Origin of the sequence: Vibrio sp. 1CM2L (assembly GCF_023161695.1) — a bacterium.
GTDB classification, from domain to species: domain Bacteria; phylum Pseudomonadota; class Gammaproteobacteria; order Enterobacterales; family Vibrionaceae; genus Vibrio; species Vibrio coralliirubri.
In genome coordinates this window covers 1,065,192-1,088,942 of record NZ_JALNTT010000001.1, presented here as the reverse complement: position 1 = coordinate 1,088,942, position 23,751 = coordinate 1,065,192, and the positions used below count along the sequence as shown (strand labels likewise).

General features: G+C 44.9%; 22 protein-coding genes. 5 read left to right on the top strand and 17 right to left on the bottom strand.

What is annotated here, in order from left to right:
- The first annotated feature begins 116 nt into the window (after nucleotides 1-116).
- Entirely contained in the window at nucleotides 117-998 is an 882-nt protein-coding gene (locus MSG34_RS04690; RefSeq protein ID WP_004732869.1) for an AEC family transporter, read from the top strand.
- On the opposite strand, the gene MSG34_RS04685 is transcribed toward MSG34_RS04690, so the two are convergent.
- The 12 genes from MSG34_RS04685 to puuE all read right to left on the bottom strand — a co-directional run bounded on the left by MSG34_RS04685 (nucleotide 995) and on the right by puuE (nucleotide 10,649).
- Nucleotides 995-1,519 carry a hypothetical protein gene (locus tag MSG34_RS04685; RefSeq protein ID WP_248336417.1) on the bottom strand — a complete coding sequence of 175 codons (525 nt, stop codon included), beginning with the start codon at nucleotides 1,517-1,519 and terminating at the stop codon, nucleotides 995-997. The genes MSG34_RS04690 and MSG34_RS04685 overlap by 4 nt on opposite strands.
- Nucleotides 1,520-1,805: 286 nt before the next feature.
- Nucleotides 1,806-2,309, bottom strand: a complete 504-nt coding sequence (locus MSG34_RS04680; protein ID WP_048611805.1) for an RDD family protein — start codon at nucleotides 2,307-2,309, stop codon at nucleotides 1,806-1,808.
- A 353-nt stretch (nucleotides 2,310-2,662) separates the two neighbouring features.
- On the bottom strand, nucleotides 2,663-3,136 hold the full coding sequence (locus tag MSG34_RS04675; RefSeq protein WP_048611806.1) for a GrpB family protein: 474 nt from the start codon (nucleotides 3,134-3,136) through the stop codon (nucleotides 2,663-2,665).
- Nucleotides 3,137-3,152: 16 nt separating this feature from the next.
- Nucleotides 3,153-3,392: a hypothetical protein gene (locus MSG34_RS04670; protein ID WP_248336416.1), complete on the bottom strand. Its 240-nt coding sequence runs from the start codon at nucleotides 3,390-3,392 to the stop codon at nucleotides 3,153-3,155.
- Between the two features lie 96 nt (nucleotides 3,393-3,488).
- Nucleotides 3,489-4,085, bottom strand: a complete 597-nt coding sequence (locus MSG34_RS04665; RefSeq protein ID WP_248336415.1) for a DJ-1/PfpI family protein — start codon at nucleotides 4,083-4,085, stop codon at nucleotides 3,489-3,491.
- A 70-nt stretch (nucleotides 4,086-4,155) separates the two neighbouring features.
- The gene (locus MSG34_RS04660; protein WP_248336510.1) at nucleotides 4,156-5,370 is read right to left on the bottom strand and encodes a DUF3644 domain-containing protein; all 1,215 of its coding nucleotides are present in this window, start codon (nucleotides 5,368-5,370) and stop codon (nucleotides 4,156-4,158) included.
- Between the two features lie 125 nt (nucleotides 5,371-5,495).
- Nucleotides 5,496-5,768, bottom strand: coding sequence for a DUF4282 domain-containing protein (locus MSG34_RS04655; protein ID WP_017064999.1), 273 nt, complete (start codon nucleotides 5,766-5,768; stop codon nucleotides 5,496-5,498).
- A 391-nt stretch (nucleotides 5,769-6,159) separates the two neighbouring features.
- A complete protein-coding gene (locus MSG34_RS04650; protein WP_248336414.1) occupies nucleotides 6,160-7,476 on the bottom strand; it encodes a urate hydroxylase PuuD in 1,317 nt (438 codons plus the stop codon).
- A 14-nt stretch (nucleotides 7,477-7,490) separates the two neighbouring features.
- Nucleotides 7,491-8,051 carry an ureidoglycolate lyase gene (locus MSG34_RS04645; RefSeq protein WP_004732859.1) on the bottom strand — a complete coding sequence of 187 codons (561 nt, stop codon included), beginning with the start codon at nucleotides 8,049-8,051 and terminating at the stop codon, nucleotides 7,491-7,493.
- Nucleotides 8,052-8,065: 14 nt separating this feature from the next.
- The gene (alc, locus tag MSG34_RS04640) at nucleotides 8,066-9,052 is read right to left on the bottom strand and encodes an allantoicase (RefSeq protein WP_004732858.1); all 987 of its coding nucleotides are present in this window, start codon (nucleotides 9,050-9,052) and stop codon (nucleotides 8,066-8,068) included.
- Between the two features lie 123 nt (nucleotides 9,053-9,175).
- Complete coding sequence (uraD, locus tag MSG34_RS04635; protein ID WP_017067791.1) at nucleotides 9,176-9,691, bottom strand: 2-oxo-4-hydroxy-4-carboxy-5-ureidoimidazoline decarboxylase; 516 nt, start codon at nucleotides 9,689-9,691, stop codon at nucleotides 9,176-9,178.
- 22 nt (nucleotides 9,692-9,713) lie between these two features.
- Entirely contained in the window at nucleotides 9,714-10,649 is a 936-nt protein-coding gene (puuE, locus tag MSG34_RS04630; protein ID WP_048611817.1) for an allantoinase PuuE, read from the bottom strand.
- Between the two features lie 411 nt (nucleotides 10,650-11,060).
- On the opposite strand from puuE, the gene uraH reads away from it, so the two are divergent.
- The 4 genes from uraH to MSG34_RS04610 all read left to right on the top strand — a co-directional run bounded on the left by uraH (nucleotide 11,061) and on the right by MSG34_RS04610 (nucleotide 16,195).
- Entirely contained in the window at nucleotides 11,061-11,414 is a 354-nt protein-coding gene (gene uraH / locus MSG34_RS04625; protein ID WP_248336413.1) for a hydroxyisourate hydrolase, read from the top strand.
- A 246-nt stretch (nucleotides 11,415-11,660) separates the two neighbouring features.
- Nucleotides 11,661-13,004, top strand: a complete 1,344-nt coding sequence (locus tag MSG34_RS04620) for an NCS2 family permease (protein WP_048611821.1) — start codon at nucleotides 11,661-11,663, stop codon at nucleotides 13,002-13,004.
- A 218-nt stretch (nucleotides 13,005-13,222) separates the two neighbouring features.
- Nucleotides 13,223-14,674 carry a nucleobase:cation symporter-2 family protein gene (locus MSG34_RS04615; RefSeq protein ID WP_048613967.1) on the top strand — a complete coding sequence of 484 codons (1,452 nt, stop codon included), beginning with the start codon at nucleotides 13,223-13,225 and terminating at the stop codon, nucleotides 14,672-14,674.
- Nucleotides 14,675-14,833: 159 nt separating this feature from the next.
- Nucleotides 14,834-16,195 carry an 8-oxoguanine deaminase gene (locus tag MSG34_RS04610; RefSeq protein WP_248336412.1) on the top strand — a complete coding sequence of 454 codons (1,362 nt, stop codon included), beginning with the start codon at nucleotides 14,834-14,836 and terminating at the stop codon, nucleotides 16,193-16,195.
- A 119-nt stretch (nucleotides 16,196-16,314) separates the two neighbouring features.
- Here the strand turns inward: MSG34_RS04610 and manA are convergent, their stop codons facing one another.
- From manA to MSG34_RS04585, 5 genes are read right to left on the bottom strand one after another with little or no spacing between them, the layout of a single operon-like run.
- Nucleotides 16,315-17,502: a mannose-6-phosphate isomerase, class I gene (gene manA / locus MSG34_RS04605; RefSeq protein WP_248336411.1), complete on the bottom strand. Its 1,188-nt coding sequence runs from the start codon at nucleotides 17,500-17,502 to the stop codon at nucleotides 16,315-16,317.
- A 43-nt stretch (nucleotides 17,503-17,545) separates the two neighbouring features.
- Nucleotides 17,546-18,709 (bottom strand): glycerate kinase, encoded by a 1,164-nt coding sequence (locus MSG34_RS04600; RefSeq protein ID WP_248336410.1) that lies wholly within the window; start codon nucleotides 18,707-18,709, stop codon nucleotides 17,546-17,548.
- Nucleotides 18,710-18,723: 14 nt separating this feature from the next.
- On the bottom strand, nucleotides 18,724-19,344 hold the full coding sequence (locus MSG34_RS04595; protein WP_048611831.1) for a fructose PTS transporter subunit IIA: 621 nt from the start codon (nucleotides 19,342-19,344) through the stop codon (nucleotides 18,724-18,726).
- Between the two features lie 3 nt (nucleotides 19,345-19,347).
- The gene (locus MSG34_RS04590; RefSeq protein WP_248336409.1) at nucleotides 19,348-21,048 is read right to left on the bottom strand and encodes a sugar phosphorylase; all 1,701 of its coding nucleotides are present in this window, start codon (nucleotides 21,046-21,048) and stop codon (nucleotides 19,348-19,350) included.
- A gap of 10 nt (nucleotides 21,049-21,058) precedes the next feature.
- A complete protein-coding gene (locus MSG34_RS04585) occupies nucleotides 21,059-23,716 on the bottom strand; it encodes a glycoside hydrolase family 38 C-terminal domain-containing protein (RefSeq protein WP_248336408.1) in 2,658 nt (885 codons plus the stop codon).
- Nucleotides 23,717-23,751: the final 35 nt, after the last annotated feature.

Sequence of the window (23,751 nt, the reverse complement as noted above, 5' to 3'; positions counted from 1 at the left end):
GTCATTATATTGATAGGTTAATGTTTATACATATCGACTTCATACTTCACTTTAGCATCTCCCTAAAACATTCGTTTCTCAGCTAAATGGAAGCACCCAATCTAGAAAGGAATTCTATGTTCGAACAGGTCGTCAGCATTCTGTTTCCCGTTTTTGCTTTAGCCAGTGCTGGCTTTGCGGTCGGTCGTTGGCTCAAGCCCGATTTCAAACCGATCAATCGCATCAACATGGATGTGTGTATTCCTGCGCTAGTGTTTGCATCGCTGACCACCATGCCGCTCGACACGGAACAACTGCCACTCATCACCGCTTCTTTGGTTGCGGTGTTGGTACCTGCTTTATTGATGATACCAATCTGCAAGATCTTTAAACTCAATTTCAAAGCTTGGGCTCCGCCACACATGTTCCGCAACAGTGGCAACCTGGCGATTCCCCTATTCACGTATACCTTTGGTGAGAGCGCATTAGCCCCTGCAGTACTGCTGTTTGTGGTATCGGCGTGTGTTCATATTAGTGTAGGTTTGGCGCTCCTAAGCGAAGGTAACCCGATCAAACAGATCCTCAAAATGCCGATATTCTTAGCGGCTGCATTAGCGATGACGCTAAACCTATCTGGCATTGCAGTTTGGAATCCAATCTACGAAGCCACATCGCTACTCGGCCAAGCTGCCGTGCCTATCATGCTGTTGTCGCTGGGTTCGCAAATGGTGAACTTGAAGCTAAGCGGACTCAAAGTTGGCTTGCTGTGTACGGCTCAATCGCTGTTTACTGGTGCCATCGCCTTTGCCATCATCTACTTCTTTATTCCGCTGCCTACACTGCACTTACAAATGATGGTGCTGTTCACCATGTTGCCACCCGCCGTGATGAACTACCTGTTTGCAGAACGCTTCAATGTCGAGCCGCCCAAGGTCGCATCTATGGTGTTGTTCGGCAACTTCCTAAGTGTGGTTACCTTGCCTATTTTACTGTCGTTCGCGCTGTCTATGTCGAGTTAATTGTTTACGCACTTATCCAGTTTAAGCTCTGCCGTCACTTTAGTAAGGCGCAGAGCTATTGCGAAACAGACTAAGTAAGGACTTACATACCAGAAGAGGCTTTCTAATGGCTGCTTCACCTGCGCTTCTCTGGTTTTTATGTATTGGTTTTTCTGCTTCTCATACTGACTCAGCATACCACTCACCCACACAGCATCACTTTCAACCAGCGACACGCTCGGCGCAGGAACCGTAAAATCCGATGCGTTGGGTAACAAGGTGAAATCGACATCTTTGAACGTGATTGCCGTGTTCAAATACCACAAACACGCTTCATGGTGCTGAGCGTGATTATCTAAAGATGGTTGACCGGTGCAGGTATCACTTCGCAGCTTATCCAAAGAAAACTGCTGAACCGATTCTAAAATCGCCACCGCTCTGGTTTGTTCTGTTTCAACCCAATCACCCGCTACTTTCGCACGAATCTCAGACACTGCACCCAGCATCCCGATACCTGCCAAGAACGGCCATAGATAATCCATAAGCTTCCATTTGCGTCGGCTCAAGTTGAACCCACACCAAATCGGAAGATGAAAAAGGAGCGTTAGCCCAAGCGATAGCAAAACGAAATTCAAGGAACTAGAGAGCATGAGTTCGCTATCAAAGAAGTTCTTCATAATGAGAGACTTGCCTGTATAACAAAGAGAAATTTGATACTAAATTCGATATTTGGAAAGAGTGTAAGGGGAAAGTAAAAACAGCACCAACAATTGGCGTTGGCGCTGTTTATTTAAGCATGTAGCTAACGAGACAGAACTTACTTCGGAATTATTCGATAGTACTGAAATCTAGGTTTCTAGGTATCGCTACACTAACAACCTGAGTGCCTGCTATTAAGTCATGCAAGCAGCGTCTATTTTTGCGGAAAACAAACAGGTAATTAATAATCGATATATATTGGCCAATAACAGGAATATAAACAAAGATGTTCATAGGTAAAATTCGTTTGATCATTATGTTGAATAACCCTAGTTGCTTGCCACCCATATCAACAATCGCAATTTCCATTACATTTTTACCGATCGTTTGTCCCTTCTTTTGCAATAAGTAGCCATTACACAAGAGGAATACCACCCAGCCATAAACAAACATCATGATTTGTTCATTTAACTCTATGCCTCCATTAGAAACGGCTCGATCGAACAAATCGGTATATAGAACAACCGGAATCATAGCAGCTGCATAAATGAGGCCATCGATAACAAACGCCCAAAAGCGAGACCATCGAGATGCGAGCACAATTTCGGGTGTATTTTCTACTACTTCAGACATGTCCTTTCCTAAGGTGATATTGATTATGAACGTCGAGAAATCGATTTTTGATAGCGTTAGGTTGATGTACTGATAGACAAATCTTGAAATTAATTCGAAAGAAAACACTTTGCTTTCAATAGATAAGTCACGCTTTATAAAATCGATAAAAACATAACACAGGCAAATACCAAAACTAATACACCATGCAATATATGTGAGCTTAGTTGCTTAAATTTTGACTATAAAACGCAATAAGATAGGTTGAAGGGAATTTAAGAAGGTAAATTTCCAGAGGTAATGATTTTTGACTTAACGATTTGTATTAGTAAGGCTTTTGTCAATTGGGCAATTAGAGGTGAGGGGCACTGATGCTATTTCAAAGCCAACACATGCTGGATAAAAGCCGACTTCTTTGCACGGTACTTTTCTTGAGACCAACCTTCACAAGACATTTTGAGGGTGTTGTATTGCTGAACTAATGCCGGATTCGCACGTAGCTTGTCACGAAACCTTAGAAAGCATTCGAACTCAGAACCGTTGGCGACCACTTGCAACGCCACATCATCAGCGGATGTAGATTCCAACATACACAGTTCGGGTGTTCTTAAAGTATCGAGTTTCTCTGTAAAGCCGAGTGTTGTGAGCCTCTCTATAACATCCTCAAGCTCATTAAGCTCAACACCAACGAAGATATCTAGATCGCCCTTAGACACGGCAAAAGGAATAGAAGATGCGCCCACATGCTCAACTCTCGCATTAGGGATTAGCTTTTTGATGTCACGTTCGTATCGGACAAACAGCTCGTTGCAAACCGCTTGGTATTGTTCCGCGAGGTAAAATTTCATATATCCTTACTCCGAATCACAAACTATTGAACACACCAATTGCTAACAGGAGCAACACGATGCTAATAGCTCCGATATAAGAGATTCTGGTTCGCTCTTTTTCCGTTGGAATCAATGGGGGGAAGCGCCCTAATGTGAATACTTTACAGACTATCCAGCCAACTCCGTAACCAATGAACTCAATCAATATCGACTGAAACAGATACCTAAAGAATGAGCTCAATGCCCTAAAATACGCGACTATCAAGTCTTCCATTTTTTGTCCTAACTAAGGTCAATTTGGACTAAAAATGCCATGGGTAGAGATTCATATCAAGAACCTTATACAGGACTGCGCACGCAATGAATCAATTTAAACGTAAGTACTTACTATCGACATGCAATGATTCACAAAGTCTTCTTTCTCACCAACTGGCGCAACATAGTGGATTGCAGCTTCGGCATGTGCTTGGCCTGCGAGCTTACAGATAACCCATGCAGCTAAGTATTTGGACGACAAACAGCCACCCGCTGTAGCAATGTTACCTTCCGCATAAAATGGCTGATCCAACACGTTCACACCGGATTCAATTACCCATGGCTTCGTTGTTAAATCAGTACAGGCTGGAACTTGATTCAGTAACCCCAATACCGACATCAATAAAGTCCCTGAGCATTGACCACCAATCAATTGTGTTTGTGGATTAAGGTTTAACCTTGAGAGTAATTTATCATCTTGAGCAATATCGCGGGTCAGCATGCCACTACCAAACAACACCGCATCAGCAGTATTGGCAAATTCTAAAGGTTGCTGAGATTGAATTGTGACTCCATTCATTGAAGTCACAAATTCTGTAGGGCTAGTAATTTGCACATTCCAGCCAAACTCTTTCATTCGGTTCAAAATACCCGATGCGATGAAAGAATCCAGCTCGTTGAATCCATCAAAAGTTAGTACTGCAATATCCATGTTATTCCTTTTCATAACGAATTCTAGCGAGAGAGGTGCCAATTGCAGCTCTTGAAATCAAAGTTATAGCCTACTTTACGCGAACCCTTTCATACCACTGGTCAAATTGATCTATAACTCTATTGTGATAAAAGGTTTTATTGATACTTTTTGGGTTATCAGGGTCTAACCTTCGCACTTTACAGTACCTTTCTCCCTCGCCTTTAAGAGTTCTCATTTGGTCATGGAATACTCTATTTTGTTTAAAGTTTGTATATCGGTCTTTAAGTATGTCTAGTAGTTCATTGTAATCATGAGGATAGTTTTTAAGTGCATCCTCTTCAGAAAGGATAATCTCAGGAGCCTCAGGATCATTAGTTAAGCGAACTTGTAATGCTTCATCATTAGTTGTTTTGACTAATTTGGTATGGAGCTTTAGTGAAATAGCGTAATTAGCATCTTTATCGTGTTCATGGTTTTTTTCAATATATTTAAGGTACTTTAAGAGATTGGCTTTTACCTCGTTATCAATGCTAAAGCTAGTAACGTCTGACAGGTGAAAGAATGAAACTGGCATTAGGTAAAAATTATATCTACTAAAATCGTAGTTGAACCAATTCATGGTCAGAGTCATAAAGTTCTTGAGAGATGCAGTACCTATTTCTTGGATACTCGTACTAAGTTCCAGGTCTCCACATACGAAATGAACTGAATCATCTCTGATGTTCATTAGCAGCCTTATGTTGTCACCAACAACTTGAGGAACTGAACCATTAGAAAGTAATCGGTTTAACGCCGCACCTAAAGAAATCGTCTTAGGGTTACCACTTGGAGAGAGAACTATGTCACCTTTATTGAAAATATGAATTGCTTGAGGTGAGTCTCCTCCCTCTTTAACAAGTTTAGATTTAAGTAATAACTCCCAAGCATTTGTCATTAAAATAGAAAAGGTCTCTTCACGGTGCTCAAAGTTAGGTTTGTTGTATATTTCAATAGCCGAAATACAAGCGGAAATAGATTTTTCCAACATAATCTGATGTAAGAGCTTTTCTATGTCATCCTTTTGGCTTTGATGCTGCCGGAAAGTAGTTTGATTGAACGTTGCGATCAGTTCGGTAACTTTAAAGTTTGATCCACACGGTTCCAATAAGGAAACCCACTTCTTCCTCAAGTATGTTTTTACAGTAGACACACTCCAACCGGTTTGTTCCGCCAACTCTTCTAGCGAAAAGTCATAGCCACCTTTATAGCTTTTCAAAAAGAAGTTATATGCTTTATCAACTTGAAGCCATTTCTTTTGAGATATACTAATTCCCTACTGTTCAGTTCTCATCGCCAAACAATCGTGACGCTCAATGAACCATCACAAAGCAAACATAAAAATACAGTAGACAGCTAACATCGAAGTGTTAGCTGTCACGCATCTGCATACTAGGCTTCAGTCTCGCCTTTTAAGTCCTTTAGAGACTGCAGGTTTTCATTAATTTTGAAGATAACTATCATCAATTCACACCAAATTCTCGCACCTATAGCGCCGCCCAATATCGTAAACGCACCAAGAATAAACTTCTCAAATGTTACACCTCCATATCCTCCAAACATGGTTGCTAGCCCTGAAACTACAGCGATTAGCAACAACAACCAATATAGGCCAGTTACTAACTTAGGAGTTAACATTGAGTCGAACGAAAAAACTGATTTCATTACTATATTTCCTTATTTTTTATGAAATTTATACTTGGGTATCTAACTAGTTCTTTGTGAAGTTTCGCAATCAAAAGCTTTGAATTTCAACAAGCTTTCCTTACAGAACATACACATACCAAACATACAGCCTAAATTTCATGACCAACAACAATTTATATGCAACTAAATGTGTCATGTAACGCAAATATCGAACTAACTTCGGTGGATTCATAAAACTATTAAGTATGCATACTAATAAAGTTTCTAATATACCTTTGTCCAAAAACAAAAAGCCCCGGTTATAGGAACCGGGGAAACAGGGTGGGATGAGTTTGGCGCGTGCCCGTAAACCAAACTCTCCCCAAGCCTCACCTAAGACTCATGCTCTTAGGTAAAGGATTTCACATGATTATTGAAGCGTAGCGCCTTGCTCTACCCAAGTGCCGATGAGTGCGCGTTCTTCGTCAGTCATTTGAGTCATGTTGCCGAGCGGCATCACCTTGGTTGTTACGGTTTGAGCAACAATCCTTGGGACGTTAGCTTTAATCTCTTCTGGGGTATCAAACATCACACCACCAGGTGCAGCAGCAAAAGCAGCATGGCTAGGGGTTGATGAGTGACACACAGAACAGCGCTCTTGAATGACTTTGTTGATAGTTTCAAAGCTGACGCCTGCGCTAGCCGTTTGCATTGCGTGGTCTGCAGGTACAGCTTGAGAACTAGTCGTTGAAGCAGTACCGTTTGCAGCAAGTTCTTCTGTCGCCGATTCAGTCGCGCTTACTTGCACCTCTTGAACCACTGGTGCTTGCACAACCGGAGTCATCTGTTTTTTCGCGTAAGGTGAGGTCACAAACGCAAGCGTGATCATACCCAATGCTGCGACTGGTATTGTCCATGCAAACTTTTGGCTACCATGGCGGGTGTTGAAGTAGTGACGCACCAAGATACTGAAGATCGCTAGCCCAGCAAGAATCAGCCAGTTGTATTCCGAGCCATAAGTGCTTGGGAAGTGGTTACTGATCATGATGAACAGCACTGGCAGTGTCATGTAGTTGTTGTGACGAGAACGCAGTAAGCCTTTCGCTGGCAGTGCCGGGTCCGGTTCGCGCTTCTCTTCAATCGCTTTCACCAAGTTACGCTGTGCAGGCATGATAACGCGGAATACGTTACCCACCATAATGGTACCAATAATTGCGCCAACGTGGATGTAAGCACCACGGCCACTGAACACTTGAGTTAGGCCATATGTTGCAGCGACTAGTAGTACAAACAGTACAACGCCAAGCAACACGGGGGTTTTACCTAATGGCGAGTCACACAGTAAGTCGTAGATAAACCAACCAGCAACGAATGAACCAATACCAATCGCGATTGCCGTTGTTGAATTAAGGCCAGAGCCCGGTGCAATCAGGTAAATCTCAGCGTTAAGGTAGTAAACCACACCCAGTAGACACACACCGGTGATCCACGTGAAGTAAGCTTCCCATTTAAACCAGTGCAGGTGCTCTGGCATCTCTGGTGGCGCAAGTTTGTACTTCTCTAGATGATAAATACCACCGCCGTGAATTGCCCATAAGTCGCCTGAAAGGCCCGTTTTGGGGTTTACTCGGTTAAGGTTGTTCTCTAACCAAACAAAGTAAAATGATGCGCCTATCCACGCAACACCAACAATCATGTGAGCCCAGCGTATTGCTAAATTCAACCATTCTGTAATATGCGGATCCATAATAAACTCCTGTATCACAACGCTTTAGCTAAGCGTTGCTCTTCCTTATTGTCGTCCGTTGGCAAGTCGTCCAAATGCAATGCCACTCGGTCGCTGTCGAAATAAACTTCATCACAGTTGTGCCCTTCGCCGCCTCTATCGACGATCAAGAACTGGTCTTGATCGGTGAGGGCGAGAACTGGGTGATGCCACACCCCTTTGTGATAGTTCACTCCTTGACGGCCGTTGCTCAAGAAAGCTCGGCTATTGGCTAATGTTGGATCGTCGCCTTTTGGCGCAACAACAATTAAATAGGGTTGACCAAGTAATGGAATGAATGCCTGAGAGCCAAGTGGATGACGCTCTAACATTTTGATGGTCAGTGGGTAGCTCAACGGTGTGGCTTGGAAGATGCTGATGATCGCTTCTCCATCTTGGTCTTGCACATCCGTTGTCGCTAGCTTGTGGTAGCGACGTGTTGACCCACTGTTGATCATGAAGAAATCACTATTATCGGACTCGATAACATCGCCAAACTCTGCAAAAGCCTGCTTGGTTAACGGTTCGATTGATAAACGACGTATTCCATTACTCATACTCATTTCCTTACCTATTTCGCTTTCGTACCAAACAGACGCAAACGGCTGATACCACCATCTGGGAATATGTTTGCACGTACGTGGGTAATCGCACCAAGGTCGTTTACCTCAGAAATGAATTCGTGAATTTCGTGCGCTTGCAGCTTTTGTGCTGGCAACAGTTCACGCCAGAATAAGCTTTGTGTTTCTACTTGGTCGTCGGTACCGCCCTTCACATAAGCCGCTTGAATCGAGCAGCTATCTGGGTAGTTACCTTTGAAGTGGGCTGTATCAACAACGATGCGTTCGATGTTACCTGGGTGGCCTAGTGCCACGATAACCCAGTCGTTACCCGGTGTACGACGACGTGCTGTTTCCCAGCCATCACCCATGTTTTCACCGCGGCCTGGGCCTAAGATGTTGGCTTTGTTGCCGTAGTGCTCATCGCTACAGGCCAGTGCTCGACCACCGTGTTCAACCGATGCTAGGTCGACTTGTTGCTGAGAGTCTATTGCTTCCCAATCTACACTTGGTCGGCCATAAACACGTAAGCGTGCGACACCGCCGTCTGGGTAGATGTTCAAACGTAGGTGCGTAAATACTTGGTCGCTTTCAATCGCTTCAAGATGATGATGATCACCTTGTAGTGCCATTGAAGGCAGAATTTCTTGCCACTCTGTTGCGTCTGTTGGCTCACCTTGTGGTGAATAACACGCGTCAATTGATGCCGAAGGTGGGAAGTTACCAGTGAAGAATGAGGTATCAATATCAACGCCAGCAATGGTGCCAGCTAGGCCAAGGCGAACGACACAGTAGTCGTAACCTTCACCACGTTTACGTCTGCTTTCCCAACCGTCCATCCACTTGCCGTTATCGTCGTATAAGTCGTCTTTCCACTCTGGCGCTGCGTGGCTGAGAAGACGGCTTTTATCGGCGAAAAAATCGTCTGTTGCGAAGGTAGCTTCTGCGCCGAGTTTTTCGTCTGCAAGGTTTATGTATTGTTCAAATGTTTGGGTCATGTCCGTGTAATCCTATCCAATTAATCAAGTAATAATAAAATGAGAACTTAGTGGCTTATTCGCTTATAAAGCATGCTCTTAGCGCACTAAGACTGGGCTGAGATAGCTGTTAACTCCGTTAACTTACATATCCCAGAGACGAAACATCGCGATCTTGTTGATCTCTTGAATCGCCGTAGCAAACTCAGTTTCACTATCATTTCCTAATCGCATCTCGAACGACTCAAGAATTTGGTAACGATTGGCTCCCTTCACCGCCATGATAAAAGGGAAATTGAAGCGACTTTTGTAGCTGTTGTTGTAAGAAGTGAATTTTTCAAATTCTTCGGCGTTGCACTGGTCGATGCCCGCCCCCGCTTGTTCTTTGGTCGACGACTCGGTGAGTTCGCCGTTTACTGCTGCTCGACCGGCTAAATCCGGGTGAGCGTTGATCAAAGCCAACTGTTTGCCTTGGTCTGCACTTAACAAGGTCGATGCCATTTTCAGATGAAGATTCTCGATATGGTCATCTTCGGCATTCAAACCTTGGTCATACACCACTTCTGCAACCCACGGGCTGTGTTCGTATACATCAGCGAAGTGAGCGACAAAGGTATCGCGGTCCATGGTTGTTGGTTGGCATGATCGAAATTCAGTCACGTTAAGCCTCCTTGCTTCACTGCTACTTCTGTTGTTGATGAACGTTGTTCGGTTGATAAGGGTGATGTTGGTGCCAGTGGTTGGCAATATCGATTCGACGACATAGCCACACGCTGTCGTGTTCTTTGACGTAATCTAAGAAGCGCCTTAATGCAGCAATACGACCGGGACGACCAATCAGACGACAATGCAACCCAACCGACATCATTTTCGGCGCGGTTTCGCCTTCCATATAAAGGGTGTCAAACGTATCTTTCAGATATTGGAAGAACTGCTCACCCGAGTTGAAGCCTTGCGCGGTTGAAAAACGCATGTCGTTCACATCGAGTGTGTAAGGAATCACTAGCTGAGGATGACCGGTTTCGGTATGCCAATAAGGCAGGTCATCATCATAGGCATCGGAGTCATAAAGAAAGCCACCTTCTTCTGCCACTAAGCGACGAGTATTTGGACCCGTTCGACCCGTGTACCAACCTTGGGGGCGTTGACCCGTCACTTGTTGGATGATCTCAATCGCTTTGGTCATGTGGTCGCGCTCTTCTGACTCATCAATGTATTGATAGTCTATCCAGCGATAACCGTGACTACAGATTTCGTGCCCCGCTTCGACCATGGCTTTGGCAACGTCTGGGTGACGCTCAATCGCCATTGCGACCGCAAAGACGGTCAGTGGGATTTCATATTCATCGAACAAGCGAAGAACACGCCATACACCCGCACGGCTACCATATTCATAAATGGATTCCATGCTCATGTGACGTTCGCCTTTGATCGGCTGTGCTGACGGGATCTCTGAAAGAAAGGCTTCAGACTCGTCGTCTCCATGTAACAAGCAACGCTCACCGCCCTCTTCATAGTTCAATACAAAAGAAACCGCGACGCGCGCATTACCTGGCCATTGAGGGTTTGGAGGGTTAGCTCCGTAACCGATCAAATTTCTTGAATAATCCTTATTCATCCAAGTACTCCTAACATAAGTGGTTGGCTTAGCCGCTCTTTCGTTGGTTCATCAAAATGAATCAGTGAATGGATTTTCCAAAAACCGAGCAACCTTACCCCTGTACATTTATTGTATACAATTATTTATCTCAATGTAAAGATTTTGTTATTCAAGTTAATTTTCCTCATTAGAACCATTTAAAAACAATACTTTAACAATGTAACCCTCGACCAAAAACCAATAACTCACATCTTTAAAGTCAGAAAAAACGACTAAATGGTTAACATTTTTCCAACAATTCGCTTTACTAATTGTATACAGTTCGTACATAGTTAGTGATAACAAAGTGACCAGTTGCATTCTTTGCAGGGTCGAATTACACAGATAAACCACGGAACAGAGGAGCGCCAAAAGCGCTATTAAAGGACTATGGGAAGACTAACAACACACGTATTAGACACGACTCACGGCTTACCAGGTGCAGAGATCAAGGTAGAGCTTTATAAGGTCAACGAAGACTCAACAGAAAAGCTAGCGACGGTACTCACCAACTCCGATGGCCGAACCGATGCGCCGATTCTGGCAGGAAATGATTTCCGACCGGGGAAATACCAATTGGTGTTTTACGTCGCTGATTACTACAGAAGCAGAGGCGTAGAGCTGGATGACGTGCCCTTCCTAGATGATGTGGTTATTCGCTTTGGTCTAGATGATCCAGACGCGCACTACCACGTTCCTCTTCTCGTCTCGCCTTACAGTTTCTCAACCTATCGGGGCAGTTAGTCCCGTGACCTAGAACTTCGAACTAGGCTCAACCGACAAATATTAAACAGATTGGTGCGTGCATCTAAAATGATGCGCGCTCACTAAACACGCTCATATAAAAATACTAACAACGTTATTAGTTAGAAGTTGATGACTAAACAACAGATAACTAAAGAAATAGCGGCTAGGAAAAAACCTTAAAACTTAATATTGAAATCTCGCTGTATTCAATAAATGGATCACAACATAAAAGGACTTGCTGACATGAGTGAGAGTAAAACAGAAATACTCAACCAAGATGCGAACAACGGAATTTTAGAGAAGTTTTTTAAAATTAAGGCCCACGGAAGTAGCGTAAAGAATGAGTTAGTCGGTGGTGTCACCACCTTCGCAACCATGGCTTACATCATCTTCGTTAACCCACAAATCATGGCCGCTTCAGGCATGGATTCAGGCGCGGTATTCGTCGCGACCTGTATTGGTGCTGCGATCGGTTGTTTGTTAATGGGACTATTTGCGAATTGGCCTGTCGGACTTGCGCCGGGCATGGGCTTGAACGCCTTCTTCTCGTTCACAGTAGTAAGCGAAATGGGCTACAGCTGGGAAGTGGCACTGGGTGCGGTGTTTATCTCCGGTATCTTGTTCGTCGGGATGAGCTTCTACAAAGTCCGCCAATGGATAATTGAAAGTATCCCAGTGAGTCTGCGTTATTCCATGACAGCGGGTGTTGGCTTGTTTTTGGGTCTGATTGGCTTAAAAACAGCAGGCATCGTCGTCGAAAACCCAGCAACTTTGGTCTCACTAGGTGACTTCACTAAACCAGAAGCGCTACTGGCGGCTATCGCGTTCCTTATCATCGCAGTTCTCAGTGAGCGTAAAGTCTTTGGTGCGGTGCTGATCGGTATTTTGAGTGTAACGCTTGTCGGTATGATGCTTGGCTTAGTGCATTACAACGGCTTCTTCGCGGCGCCACCAAGTTTAGCGCCTACATTCCTAAAAATGGACATTATGGGTGCACTCGATGTTTCGATGATCAGCGTTATCTTGGCTTTCCTTTTTGTAAACATGTTCGATACCGCGGGTACTTTGATGGGCGTGGCTGAGCGTGCAAACCTAACCAACCCTGAAACAGGCAAGATCGAAGGTCTAAGCAAAGCGCTGAAAGCCGACAGTATCTCAAGCGTGGCTGGTGCGTGTGTGGGTTGTCCGCCAGTAACCAGTTACGTAGAAAGTGCAGCGGGCGTTGCAGCAGGCGCACGAACTGGCCTATCTGCGATTGTGGTTGGTGTGTTGTTCTTAGCGGCGATTTTCCTATCTCCACTTGCAGGCATGATCCCAGCTTACGCAACCTCTGGCGCGCTGATTTACGTGGCGTTCGTGATGATGAGCAGCATGCAACACGTTGATTGGAAAGACTTTACCAACGGTGCACCTGCAGCCATTACCGCATTAATGATGCCACTGACGTTCTCTATCGCGAATGGTATCGCACTGGGTTTCATTACCTACACAGTGCTGAAACTGGCGACAGGTAAAACAAAAGATGTCTCAATTTCGATGTACTTCCTAGCGGCTATCTTCATCGCTAAGCTAGTGTTCATCGGCTAATCACCAAACGTAACTATCGCTTGGCCTGTTCGCAGGCCGAGCTATCAAGAAACAGGTTACAACAACATTTTAAAGAAAAAGCTAATTGTGCTAATCAGCGGAACGCACAAGCAATCCGTTCCTTTAGTGCACCTTTTTTATGACCCTACGCAGTTTGTAGAAGTCATTATTTGACCGCCAATCGCCTGTAAACGGAAACGCAGGCAGAGGAATATCAAATGAAACTTCTGTACACCCTAAATGAAAGACCGCCTCATGGGCTAACCCTCCTACTCGCACTGCAACACATGCTCGCCTCGATTGGTGGCATCGTCGCTGTTCCCCTTATTGTCGGCGCTTCTATCGGCTTGCCTAACACAGAGATCGTCTCGCTGATCAATGCTGCGTTATTGGCGTCTGGTATTGTGACCGTCGCTCAATGTCTTGGTTTCGGCCCTGTCGGTATTCGACTGCCCGTTGTGATGGGTTCAAGCTTTGCCTTTTTGGGTGTCGCTATCTCGATTGGTAACGAAGGTGGTGTTGCTGCCATTATGGGCTCAGCGCTTATCGGCTCGTTCGTGGTAATTGGTGCCAGCTTCTACATGGACAAGGTTCGGAAGCTGTTTCCAACCGTGGTAAGTGGTGTTGTGGTTACCTTAATCGGTTTAACCATTTTACCGGTTGCCATGAATTGGGTCGGAGACTCCCCTGCCAACACGGAACAATTCGCCACACTACCAAAGCTGTTTCTAGCACTGGTCTCTTTGGGCATCGTAGTCGGCGTATCGGTTTACTGTAAAGGCGCGGTTGCCGCTTCAGCTATCGTGATTGGTTTAGCGGGCGGTTACATTGTGGCGCTATCGCTCGGCATGGTCGACCTTGAGCAAATCAGCTCTGCCGCTTGGGTGGGCGGACCTGAACCCTTCAAATATGGCTTCACCTTTTCTGCGAGTGCCATCATCAGCATGAGCTTGGTGTACATCGTGGTTATCGCTGAAGCAACGGGTGATTTCATGGCACTCGGTAACAACTGCCAAACCCAAGTATCCGGTAAAGACTTAAAACGTGGTCTTCTAGGCGATGGCCTTGGCAGTACCTTATCTTCAATTTTAACGGCAATGCCACTGGCATCATTCAGTCAAAACGTCGGTATTGTGGGTATCACAGGCGTAGCAAGTCGCTATGTTGTAGCAGCTACCGGTGGTTTGTTGATTTTAGGCGGTTTATTCCCGAAATTAGCCGCCATTGCCGTCACAATTCCGAAACCTGTTCTGGGTGGTGTAGGCTTTGTGATGTTCGGTATGATCGCTTACGCGGGTATCCGCATGTTGATCAAGGCCGCAGACACCAAGCGAAATGCCTTGGTAATCTGTGTCGGTTTAGCGTCTGGTTTAGCCGTCACTTTCGAACCAAGATTGCTGCAACACTTGCCACATGATTTGGCGAATTTTCTTCACTCAGGCATCACTACCGGTACTATTATGACGGTATTGCTGAACCTTATTCTGCCGAAATCTTCACGAGCAGAAGAGCAAGAAGCGTTAGCCGAGAGCCAAGCGCAAGTTGAGTTAGAAATGAAAGAACAAGCTGAAGAAGCGCTTCAAGCAGACGAACAATTAGAGATTCAACAAGCAAGTACAGAAGCAGACGTTCAAGCGGCATCAGATAACCCTGAGCCCAAAGCGAACTAGCTGGTCCACTGATTAACGTAAAACCGATTTCCGTAGGATCAGGGCTGATTAGAGCATTAAACGTTTTAACGACCCTGATTCGAATTTATCTTTTAACTACAAATACCAAATAAAGACCCTCTTCCCTGAAAAGGCTGAGATGGCTAAGGACTACTATGAATGGAAACCATCTGGATTAAGAATCCTCTCGCAATCTACACTGGCTCACTGGCTGATGCAGAAGGCGGAATTGTCATTAAAGGTAATAAAATCATTGAGCTGGTTGGTAAACACAAAGAACCGACCTTACCCGTTGATTACAGCGTCGACGCTTCTCGTCATGTTGTGACTCCTGGGCTTATCAATGCGCACCACCACTTCTATCAAACCCTAACGCGTGCCTACCCTGGCGCACTCAATAAAGAACTCTTCCATTGGCTACAAAGTCTCTACCCTGTTTGGGCCAACCTAGATTCTGAGATGATGAGCCTAGCTACAGAGCTGGCGCTGGTTGAGTTAATGATGTCGGGCTGTACCACCGCCTCTGATCACCATTACTTACTGCCAAACGGGCTTGAACACGCCATCGATTTACAAGTCGAGGCCGCAGAGAAGCTTGGCGTGAGAGCGATATTTACGCGCGGCTCCATGAGCCTAGGGGAAGATGACGGTGGGTTACCGCCACGACACACCATTCAAACCGAACAGACCATCATCGACGATAGCCAACGCTTGATTCGTGATTACCACCAGCGTGATGAAGGGGCGATGATTCAAATCGCACTCGCGCCTTGTTCGCCATTCTCGGTCACTACCGACCTGATGAAAGAGACAGCCAAAATCAGCGAACGTGAAAACGTGATGATGCACACGCACCTATGCGAAACGCTCGATGAAGAAGACTTCTGTATCGAGAAGTTTGGCTTGCGCCCTGTCGATTATCTGGAAGATGTAGGCTGGCTCAACGAACGCACTTGGCTTGCTCATGGTATTCACTTCAATCCAGAAGAGATCAAGCGCTTGGGTAAAGCAGGTATTGGTATCAGCCACTGCCCAACCTCCAATATGATGTTGGCTTCCGGTATTTGTAAAAACAACGACCTTGAAGCGGCAGGAGTTAAAGTCGGACTGGGAGTGGATGGTTCAGCCTCGAATGACGGTTCCAACATGATTGCCGAAGTCCGCATGGCGATGTACTTACAACGCCTGCAATATGGCTCTGCCAATGTTTCACACTTCGACGCACTGCGCTGGGCGACATCGGGCTCAGCCGCCGCAATGGGTAGAACCGACATTGGTACACTAGAAGTCGGAAAACAAGCCGACATCGCGATGTTCAAGCTCGATGATATTCGTTTCTCTGGCAGTCACGACCCACTGGCTGCATTACTACTTTGTGGTGCGCAACAAGCGGATAGAGTGATGGTAGCGGGAAAATGGCGCGTTAACGATGGTGCTGTGATCGGCGTAGACATGGAGCAACTGATGCACCGCCACCACGCCGCCGCGATGAAGCTCGGTAAGCTGGCGATGAATAACTAGCGTTTCGATGTTTTGAACTCACCAGAAAGCAAAAGGCCGACGTGATGTCGGCCTTTCTTGTGTCACTAGAGAAATTGAGTGATAACAACTGGATGCTTTTCGACTAGGCAAATTTCGACTCAGTTGTACGCTCGAGCAAGTATTCCCTGTCCCTGATATTCATACATTCCAGCATCGTTACTGATGAACACTGACTCACCTGAACTCAGCATTAACTTGTGCTCTTTAGTTGAAACCGTTACCTCACCACCGATACAAAATAAAATCTCTGCGCTCCGTAGATACTGTTGGCTGACCTCTTCGTTCACTGACAAGATGTCGAAGCCGAAATCATCAACAGGTATAGGGAAACTCAACTTGTCTTCTTTCTCGATAGGTTTCAGTTTGATGCCTTCGATATCCGTCGTTTCAAAACACGTATTATCAATCAATTCAGGTACATCGATAAACTTAGGAGTGAGACCTGCACGTAACACATTATCTGAGTTCGCCATAATCTCTAGCCCAGTACCTTCGATATAAGCATGCGGGGTTTCGGCATGCAAAAACATTGCCTCACCCGGTGCAAGCTCGATTGTGTTCAACATGAGTGGCGAAAATAAACCAATATCATCGACATAATGCTGTTCAAAGCCTTTGCTGTACTGTAAAGCTTCTCGCCCCATAGCAGTCTTCGGTCTACGTTCATAAGCCGAATACAGCTGCTCTAGCGCTGACTTTTTTCGCTCACCTTCAAGTGTCATCACCGAGGTAAAAAACACTTTCAAGCCTTCGCTGTTGGGACTAATTGCTAGTGCTGAGATCTCAATATCCAGTGCGCTAATTTCTGCTTCTTTAAACAGCTCTATAATTTGCGGAATAGGCCTAAAACCATTCATCGCTTTGTAGAAAGTCAGCGCATAAACCAGCTCAGGTTTATGGTTAGGATCTTTGTAGTTTCGATTCGATGCATCCAAACTAATGCCTAGCTTATTCTCTCGTTCAAAACCAAGCTGAGCCTTTTTCTTACTTGGGTGTACTTGTATCGATAGAGGGGTTTCTGCCGCGAGAACTTTAAACAAATAAGGTAGTTCACCGAACCTTGCTTCAGTGTATTCCCCAAACATTCCCTTGCTGTCTTGGCTTAAAACCTCCGATAGCAGCTGGCCTGTATCAGCAACTCTTGAGCAGCCTCTAGGGTGAGCCCCCATCCAAATTTCAGCTTGAGGCTCAGAATTAGGATTTTGAATATCAAACAGCTCAGAAATAGACTGTTTACTTCCCCACGGATAATGCTGAATAACATTATCTAATTTAAATAAAGACATAGATATTTCTTTGTATCACTTGCAAGTAATCAAACTTAGTCAACTACTTAGCATTAATCATTGACGCACCCAACTTGAGAGTAGCAGCGATATTTCGAGATGTTTGAGTCACGTTCACGCTCGCCTCTTGAAGCACTTGTTCAAGGCTTTGTGGTGAGCGAACAGTGGCAAAAGCACTGTCGATTGTGGCGTATAAATCATCGATTTCAGAACCTAAAGAACCTGCAATTCCAATCACTGGAATCGACTTCGCCTTAGCTCGCTTAGCAATGCCAAATGGCGTTTTACCTTGCAGGGTTTGGTTATCCATTTGACCTTCGCCCGTAATCACCAGATCAGCCTGTTCTAGAACTTTATCAGCGTCTAACGCATCTAAAATCATCTCAATTCCAGGCTTAATTTGAACATCAAATAACAAGGAGACACCCAAAGGGGTGCCACCCGCCGCTCCAAACCCAGCGCTAGAACAACGGTCGACACCAGTTATTGAGAAAGCAACCTTGGCAAAGTTAGATAAACAACGCTCTAATTCAGCAATCAAACTTGGAGACGCTCCTTTTTGAGGACCAAACACCTCACTAGCTCCATTCCCCCCAACAAGTGGGTTCGCAACATCGCATGCCACTATGAATTCCACTTGCTTACAACGGGGGTGAACACCAGACAAATCGATGCGGGCAAGATTAGAAAGCGCAGCACCGCCTTTTGGTAATTCGTTTCCTTCTCGATCCAGTAGCTTTCCACCTAAAGCCTGTACGATACCAGCCCCACCATCGTTGGTTGCACTACCACCGAGGCCAAGCATTATTTTGCTCACACCTAGATCTAATGCTTCACATATGAGCTCGCCAGTACCATAGGTAGTGGTCACTGCAGGGTTACGTTGAGAAACATCGAGCAGATCTAAGCCTGATGCCGCCGCCACTTCAATTAAGGCAGTACTGCCGTTATCAAGTAGCGCCCATTGAGCCGTCACACCACAGTCGAGTGAATCTAACTTTAGCGGCCCGGTCACTGGCGAAAGTCTTATCTCGCCCTCTAAACCTTGCATCAATACGTCAACCGTTCCCTCACCACCATCGGCGAGAGGAAGGTGTACGTATTCAGCTTGTGGAAATACGTGAACAAAACCTTGTTCAATGCATTCACAGACCTGCTTAGCTGTCAGTGACTCTTTAAATGAATCTGGAGCAATCACTATTTTCATCGAAGGTATTCACTCTAGAGCAGTAAGAACAAAAACGCTGAAATGACCAGGCCAACACCTAAAACTACTGGGTAGGCTATTTGACTAATGTCCTTCGCCATTTCCGGCTCTTCTTGCTTCTGAGATTCAGAGTCTGACTTTGCTTCACTGTGAGTATTGTTCGCGCCTTGAGAACAGTCGTCTTCTGAACCGAGCAACTTCATAATCTGTTGAGTCGAATTCGCGGCTAGTAACTCATCACGGAAATCATCGTCTACAAGAGAAGACGTCAATGTCGTCAACACTTCCATGTGCGTAGATCCAGCTTCTGCTGGCGGGATCGCAATCAAGAAGATCATATTGACGGGCTCATCACCATCAATACCTTGCCACATCAATTCATCTTTAACGAAAGCACAGGCAAACACAGGCTCAATAACCGCCGGAGATTTACCGTGAGGGACCGCTAAGTACTCACCCAGAGCTGTTGGCCCCTCTTCTTCACGATGCAATACAGCATCTAAAAACTGCTGTTTATTTGTTAATTTGCCAGCTTGGTCGATCTTGTCAGTCAATGCGTTAATAGCTGCAAATCGGTCATCGAACACCGCATCTAACAGAATTAAGCTTTCGGACGTTAGGTTAGATAATTTCATGCGCTATTCCTTATGACTCTTCAGCCAAACAAATTGAAACGGTTTCAATATAAAGACATTTGCTAACTGCTCACGACTAATCAAGTCATAACCACCAGCATCAAGGCGAACCTCTTGTGGGACCTCACTTAAGTTCAGAGCAAAGCGAATAGATTCATCTCCTTCGCCGCGCTGCAATGCAAACACCTTTTCACCTAGGTCTAGAACTTTTTGGCTCATAAGTGGAGAAAATGCAGGTTGAGTTTTACGCAGCTTCACCAACTCAACCATCTGGCTATAAACTTGTTGGCGCAATGAGCCTGCTTCGGCTAGCTCCGCCTCTAACTCGTCTAAATCGAACTTCTCACGATTGATTCTGCGGTTAATACCCGATTCAACCATCCCGTTAATATCATTCTCACTGCCCAGTAAACTGTGATAGTAAATCGCAGGCACACCAATAAATGAAAGCAAGATAGATTGAGCCGCCAAGAATTTTCTCGCTTTCTCATCATCACTATCGGAAGCTTCAGTTAATGCACTTAAGTAATTGATATTCAACTCATAAGGAGACTGAGACCCGTCACTGTTGTTTTTATAGTTTACGCGACCACCTTTACGCTCAACCTGTTCACACATTAACAAACGATCTTCATTGGTCAGGATCCCTTCCGTTGGACGAACACCGACACCGTCATGGCTCGCAAGGAAGTTAAAGTAAGTTGTCTTATTCCCTTGCTGCAGTGAAGCCATTGCTTCTTCGGTTAGGCCTTTCGCCCATTCGGTCAATACAGAACTGTTTTGACTCATGAATGCATGCAGAGTCAAAGGCGGAAGCGGGAACTGATACACCATGTGTGCTTCATTTCCTTGTCCGAAATACGAAATATTTTCCTTGTGTGGCACATTTGTTTCAGTGATTAGTAACGCGCCAGGAACCGTCTCATCAAAGATGATTCGCCATAGCTGGATAATCTGATGTGCTTCCGGCAAGTGAATACACGTTGTATTTATTACTTTCCAGATAAAACCGATGGCATCTAGGCGTATTGAACGGCCGCCGTTTACTGCATACATCAATAAAATATCGATACTTTCTAGCAACACTTTCGAGCTTCGGAAGTTGATATCAATTTGGTCTTCAGAGAAAGTAGTCCACACATGAGATGTCTCCCCCGAAGCCTTACTAAACGGTGTCAGGAGCGGTAAAGCGCGGGGGCGCGTAACACTCGAGTAGTCTAGGCTTGGGTCAGACTCAACAAAGTAATCTTGGTATTGCGTATCACCTGCTAAGTAACCTTGAAACCAATCACTGCTTTTTGAGATGTGATTGATCACACAGTCGTACATCAAATCAAAGTTCTCAGACAAAGCATTGAGGTGTTCCCAGTCACCCAACTTCTCGTCGACCTTTCGGTAATCGACCACACTAAAGCCATCATCAGAGGTGTACGGAAACATAGGTAGAATATGGATATTGCTGATTGAGTCTTTTAGGTACTTATCAGCAAAAATTTTCATACTGCTCAATGTTTTTTCGTCGTTACGAGCAAAGCTGTCACCGTAAGTAATCAGGTAAGATGTATTCTCATCAACCCACGGTGTGTATTGTGGAGCACTTGGCTTCCATTTCTCAATTAAGGCTAAGATCTCTTGCGTTACCGAGTGTGCTTCTTCTTCACCATAAATATCGGCGACTTTGTTGAAGAGTATTTTTTCAATCATATCTTTGTCCTTATTGAGCAACGGCAAACGTTACGCGTAAATCGATGCTGTTGTTTGGTTGAACAACGGCTTTAGGAATACTCTCAACGCTTGTTGAGTCTGCGTACGTTTTTGGCTGTTCTCGGTAATCCACCAGCTCAACTTGCTGAAACTGTTCAAACGCATTTAGTTCTAGTTCAACGACTGAAGGCGTAGGGTTAAACAATCGAATGATCACCGCATCTTTCTTATAGAACGAGTGCCCGATACTTGATAGTTCAAGCGGCTGTTTGAGTGAAAGCAGGTTAAATGAAGCCAAACGCTCACGTGAATCAAATCGAACTTGGAAGCGCTCTAATCGATTCTCGAAACTGTTCAACGTTTGCTTTTGATAGCTAAATGGTGCGTCAAGGTATTCGCGCTCTAACCGACGAATTGTGTTGTGTTGAGCATCTTTCGTTAACGCCAAAGCAAAACTAAATTGCATGGATTTTTGAAGTTGTGCATCAGGAGTGTGTACTACGGTATTATTGATGCCAGAAGCACGACCTGGTCGCCACGCTAAGTCATCTTTACCAAGTACACCTGTACCTTTGAATAGGGTGAGCGCGATTTTGTCTGAGTGTTGCCCCTTGATGATTTGAAACTCTTTAAGCCCACTACCATTAATCACAACGGCTTTATTTGGCTCAGCTAACGCCACTGCACCTTCTGTGGTTTCGATATCAATAGGGCACTCTCGGAACTTATCCTTCCAACCTTCAATTGACGGCGCAATTGAACGCTCCATCAATGCAAATGGCTGGGTGCTAATCGAGGTGTTTGATTGAACGTCAGAATTAACTAACACACGCACACGGTGATCTTTCGCCTGGTTGATCGTTGTGATGTTGACTATTAGCTGCTCGCTGCCATGGCTAAGCGTTAAGCTAATTTCAAACGTCGCCTGATGATCGTTCTGATTCGCAGTTCGGGCGCTAAGATCAAATGGAATATCGAGTGTCGCGCGCACTAACATCACTTGCTCAGTTTCACCTACCCGCGTTTCGATAAGCTCAATAGCGTGGTTATATAACGGTGTATCTCCTCGCAGCGGTGAGAAATCATAGGAGTCGCCATCATCAGCTTGTTCTTCAAATGTAAGAAGTCGAGGAATAACGCGATTAGCCTTTTTATCGACTAACTGAAGTTGGCTTCCCTCACACGTCAGCATCATTACTTCATTTTCAATCGAGATTTGCTTACGTACTTCCACTTGACGATTGATCACGTCACATGGCTGTACTTCAAATACTTGGTATCCCATCGCTGGTAAGTCATTAACTGAGATATTCAACTCGAAACGATAGTAAGGAGGAACCGCAACCTCTTTTTCACCGTCTTTGGTAACTTCAATAACCTTGCCACCATCTAACGTCTCGCGCTTTATCACTTCGATAGCACATTGTTCGTTGCCATCTGAGATTGCGATGTTTTCATGCGAACTAAATACCACGGCCTTAACAAGCCCTGTGTATGGTTTAATTTGGCCGTTGAACAACATCAACTCATTATCATGGCAGCTACTAGCAATCTCTTTGATAACAAGGTTATACAAACCGTGGCAAATTTCTTGAGCCTGCTTTAAGCGATGCATAATATCGGCATTGGTCGCATCACTATTGCAGCCACCAATACTATCGTGCGCATGACACTCAAGAATCTTCTTCCAAGCGATATCTATCAGCTCTGTATGGACAGTAATACCTTGTGCTTTCGCAATTGCGATGACAACTTCAAGCTTCTTAATCAAAAACTGCTCTATATCGAAATTTAGCTTTTTAATGTCATATCTAACTGAGCCGATCGTCTTATGAATTCGAGCATAACGCGGAGCTTTAAATTCACCTTTATAAGTCTCAAAGCTATCGCTGTTATCGCGTAAAACATCAACAAATGCTTCCATAGAAGAGATCGCATATACGTCTTGCTCAGGTGAGCGATGCGAGGCAGCTTGTAACGTTTTAGGGAGCTCAGGATCAATATTCACCTGATCGCCACCAGATGGAATAAGCACTTCACTCAAGCCAGAAAGAGATTTGATTTTCTCGACCATTGGGAAGATTTTCTTGTCTAGATGATCAGGGGTCGCCACCATGTTTTTAGCTGCGCCATAACCATGGACAAGGTTATAAGCATAAATCACATCCCCGCCCGCAGAACGCCAATTAAAATTAGAACGCTCTACCTGTTGGTCATAATCAATTCCGCGCCAGAAAATAATGTTATCGATTCCCATGCCTTTAAACAAAGTCGGCATTTGTGCGTTGTGGCCAAACGTATCAGGTAGGTAACCCACCTTCATGCTATGCCCTAAACTTTCCGCAATATGCATACCGTATTTAAGATTACGAATGATCGACTCACCCGCCACATTATAGGTATCGGTCTGTGTATACCAAGGTCCTATAAATAGCTTCTTATCAGAAACGAGTTGTGCCAAGCGATCACGCATGTGCGGCAGGACTTTAAGATAATCCTCAACGATAGATGATTGACCATCTAAGTGATAACAACTGTACTCAGGCTGAGTTTCCAACGTTTCGATAACTTTAGTGAAGTTATACGTAGCCAAAACGTCACTGTCTTGCTGAGTAAAATACCACTCACGATCCCAGTGCGTATGTGGAATTACATGAATTTTAGCCATTGATTTATCTCGACTTATCTAAATTTTCAATTGAG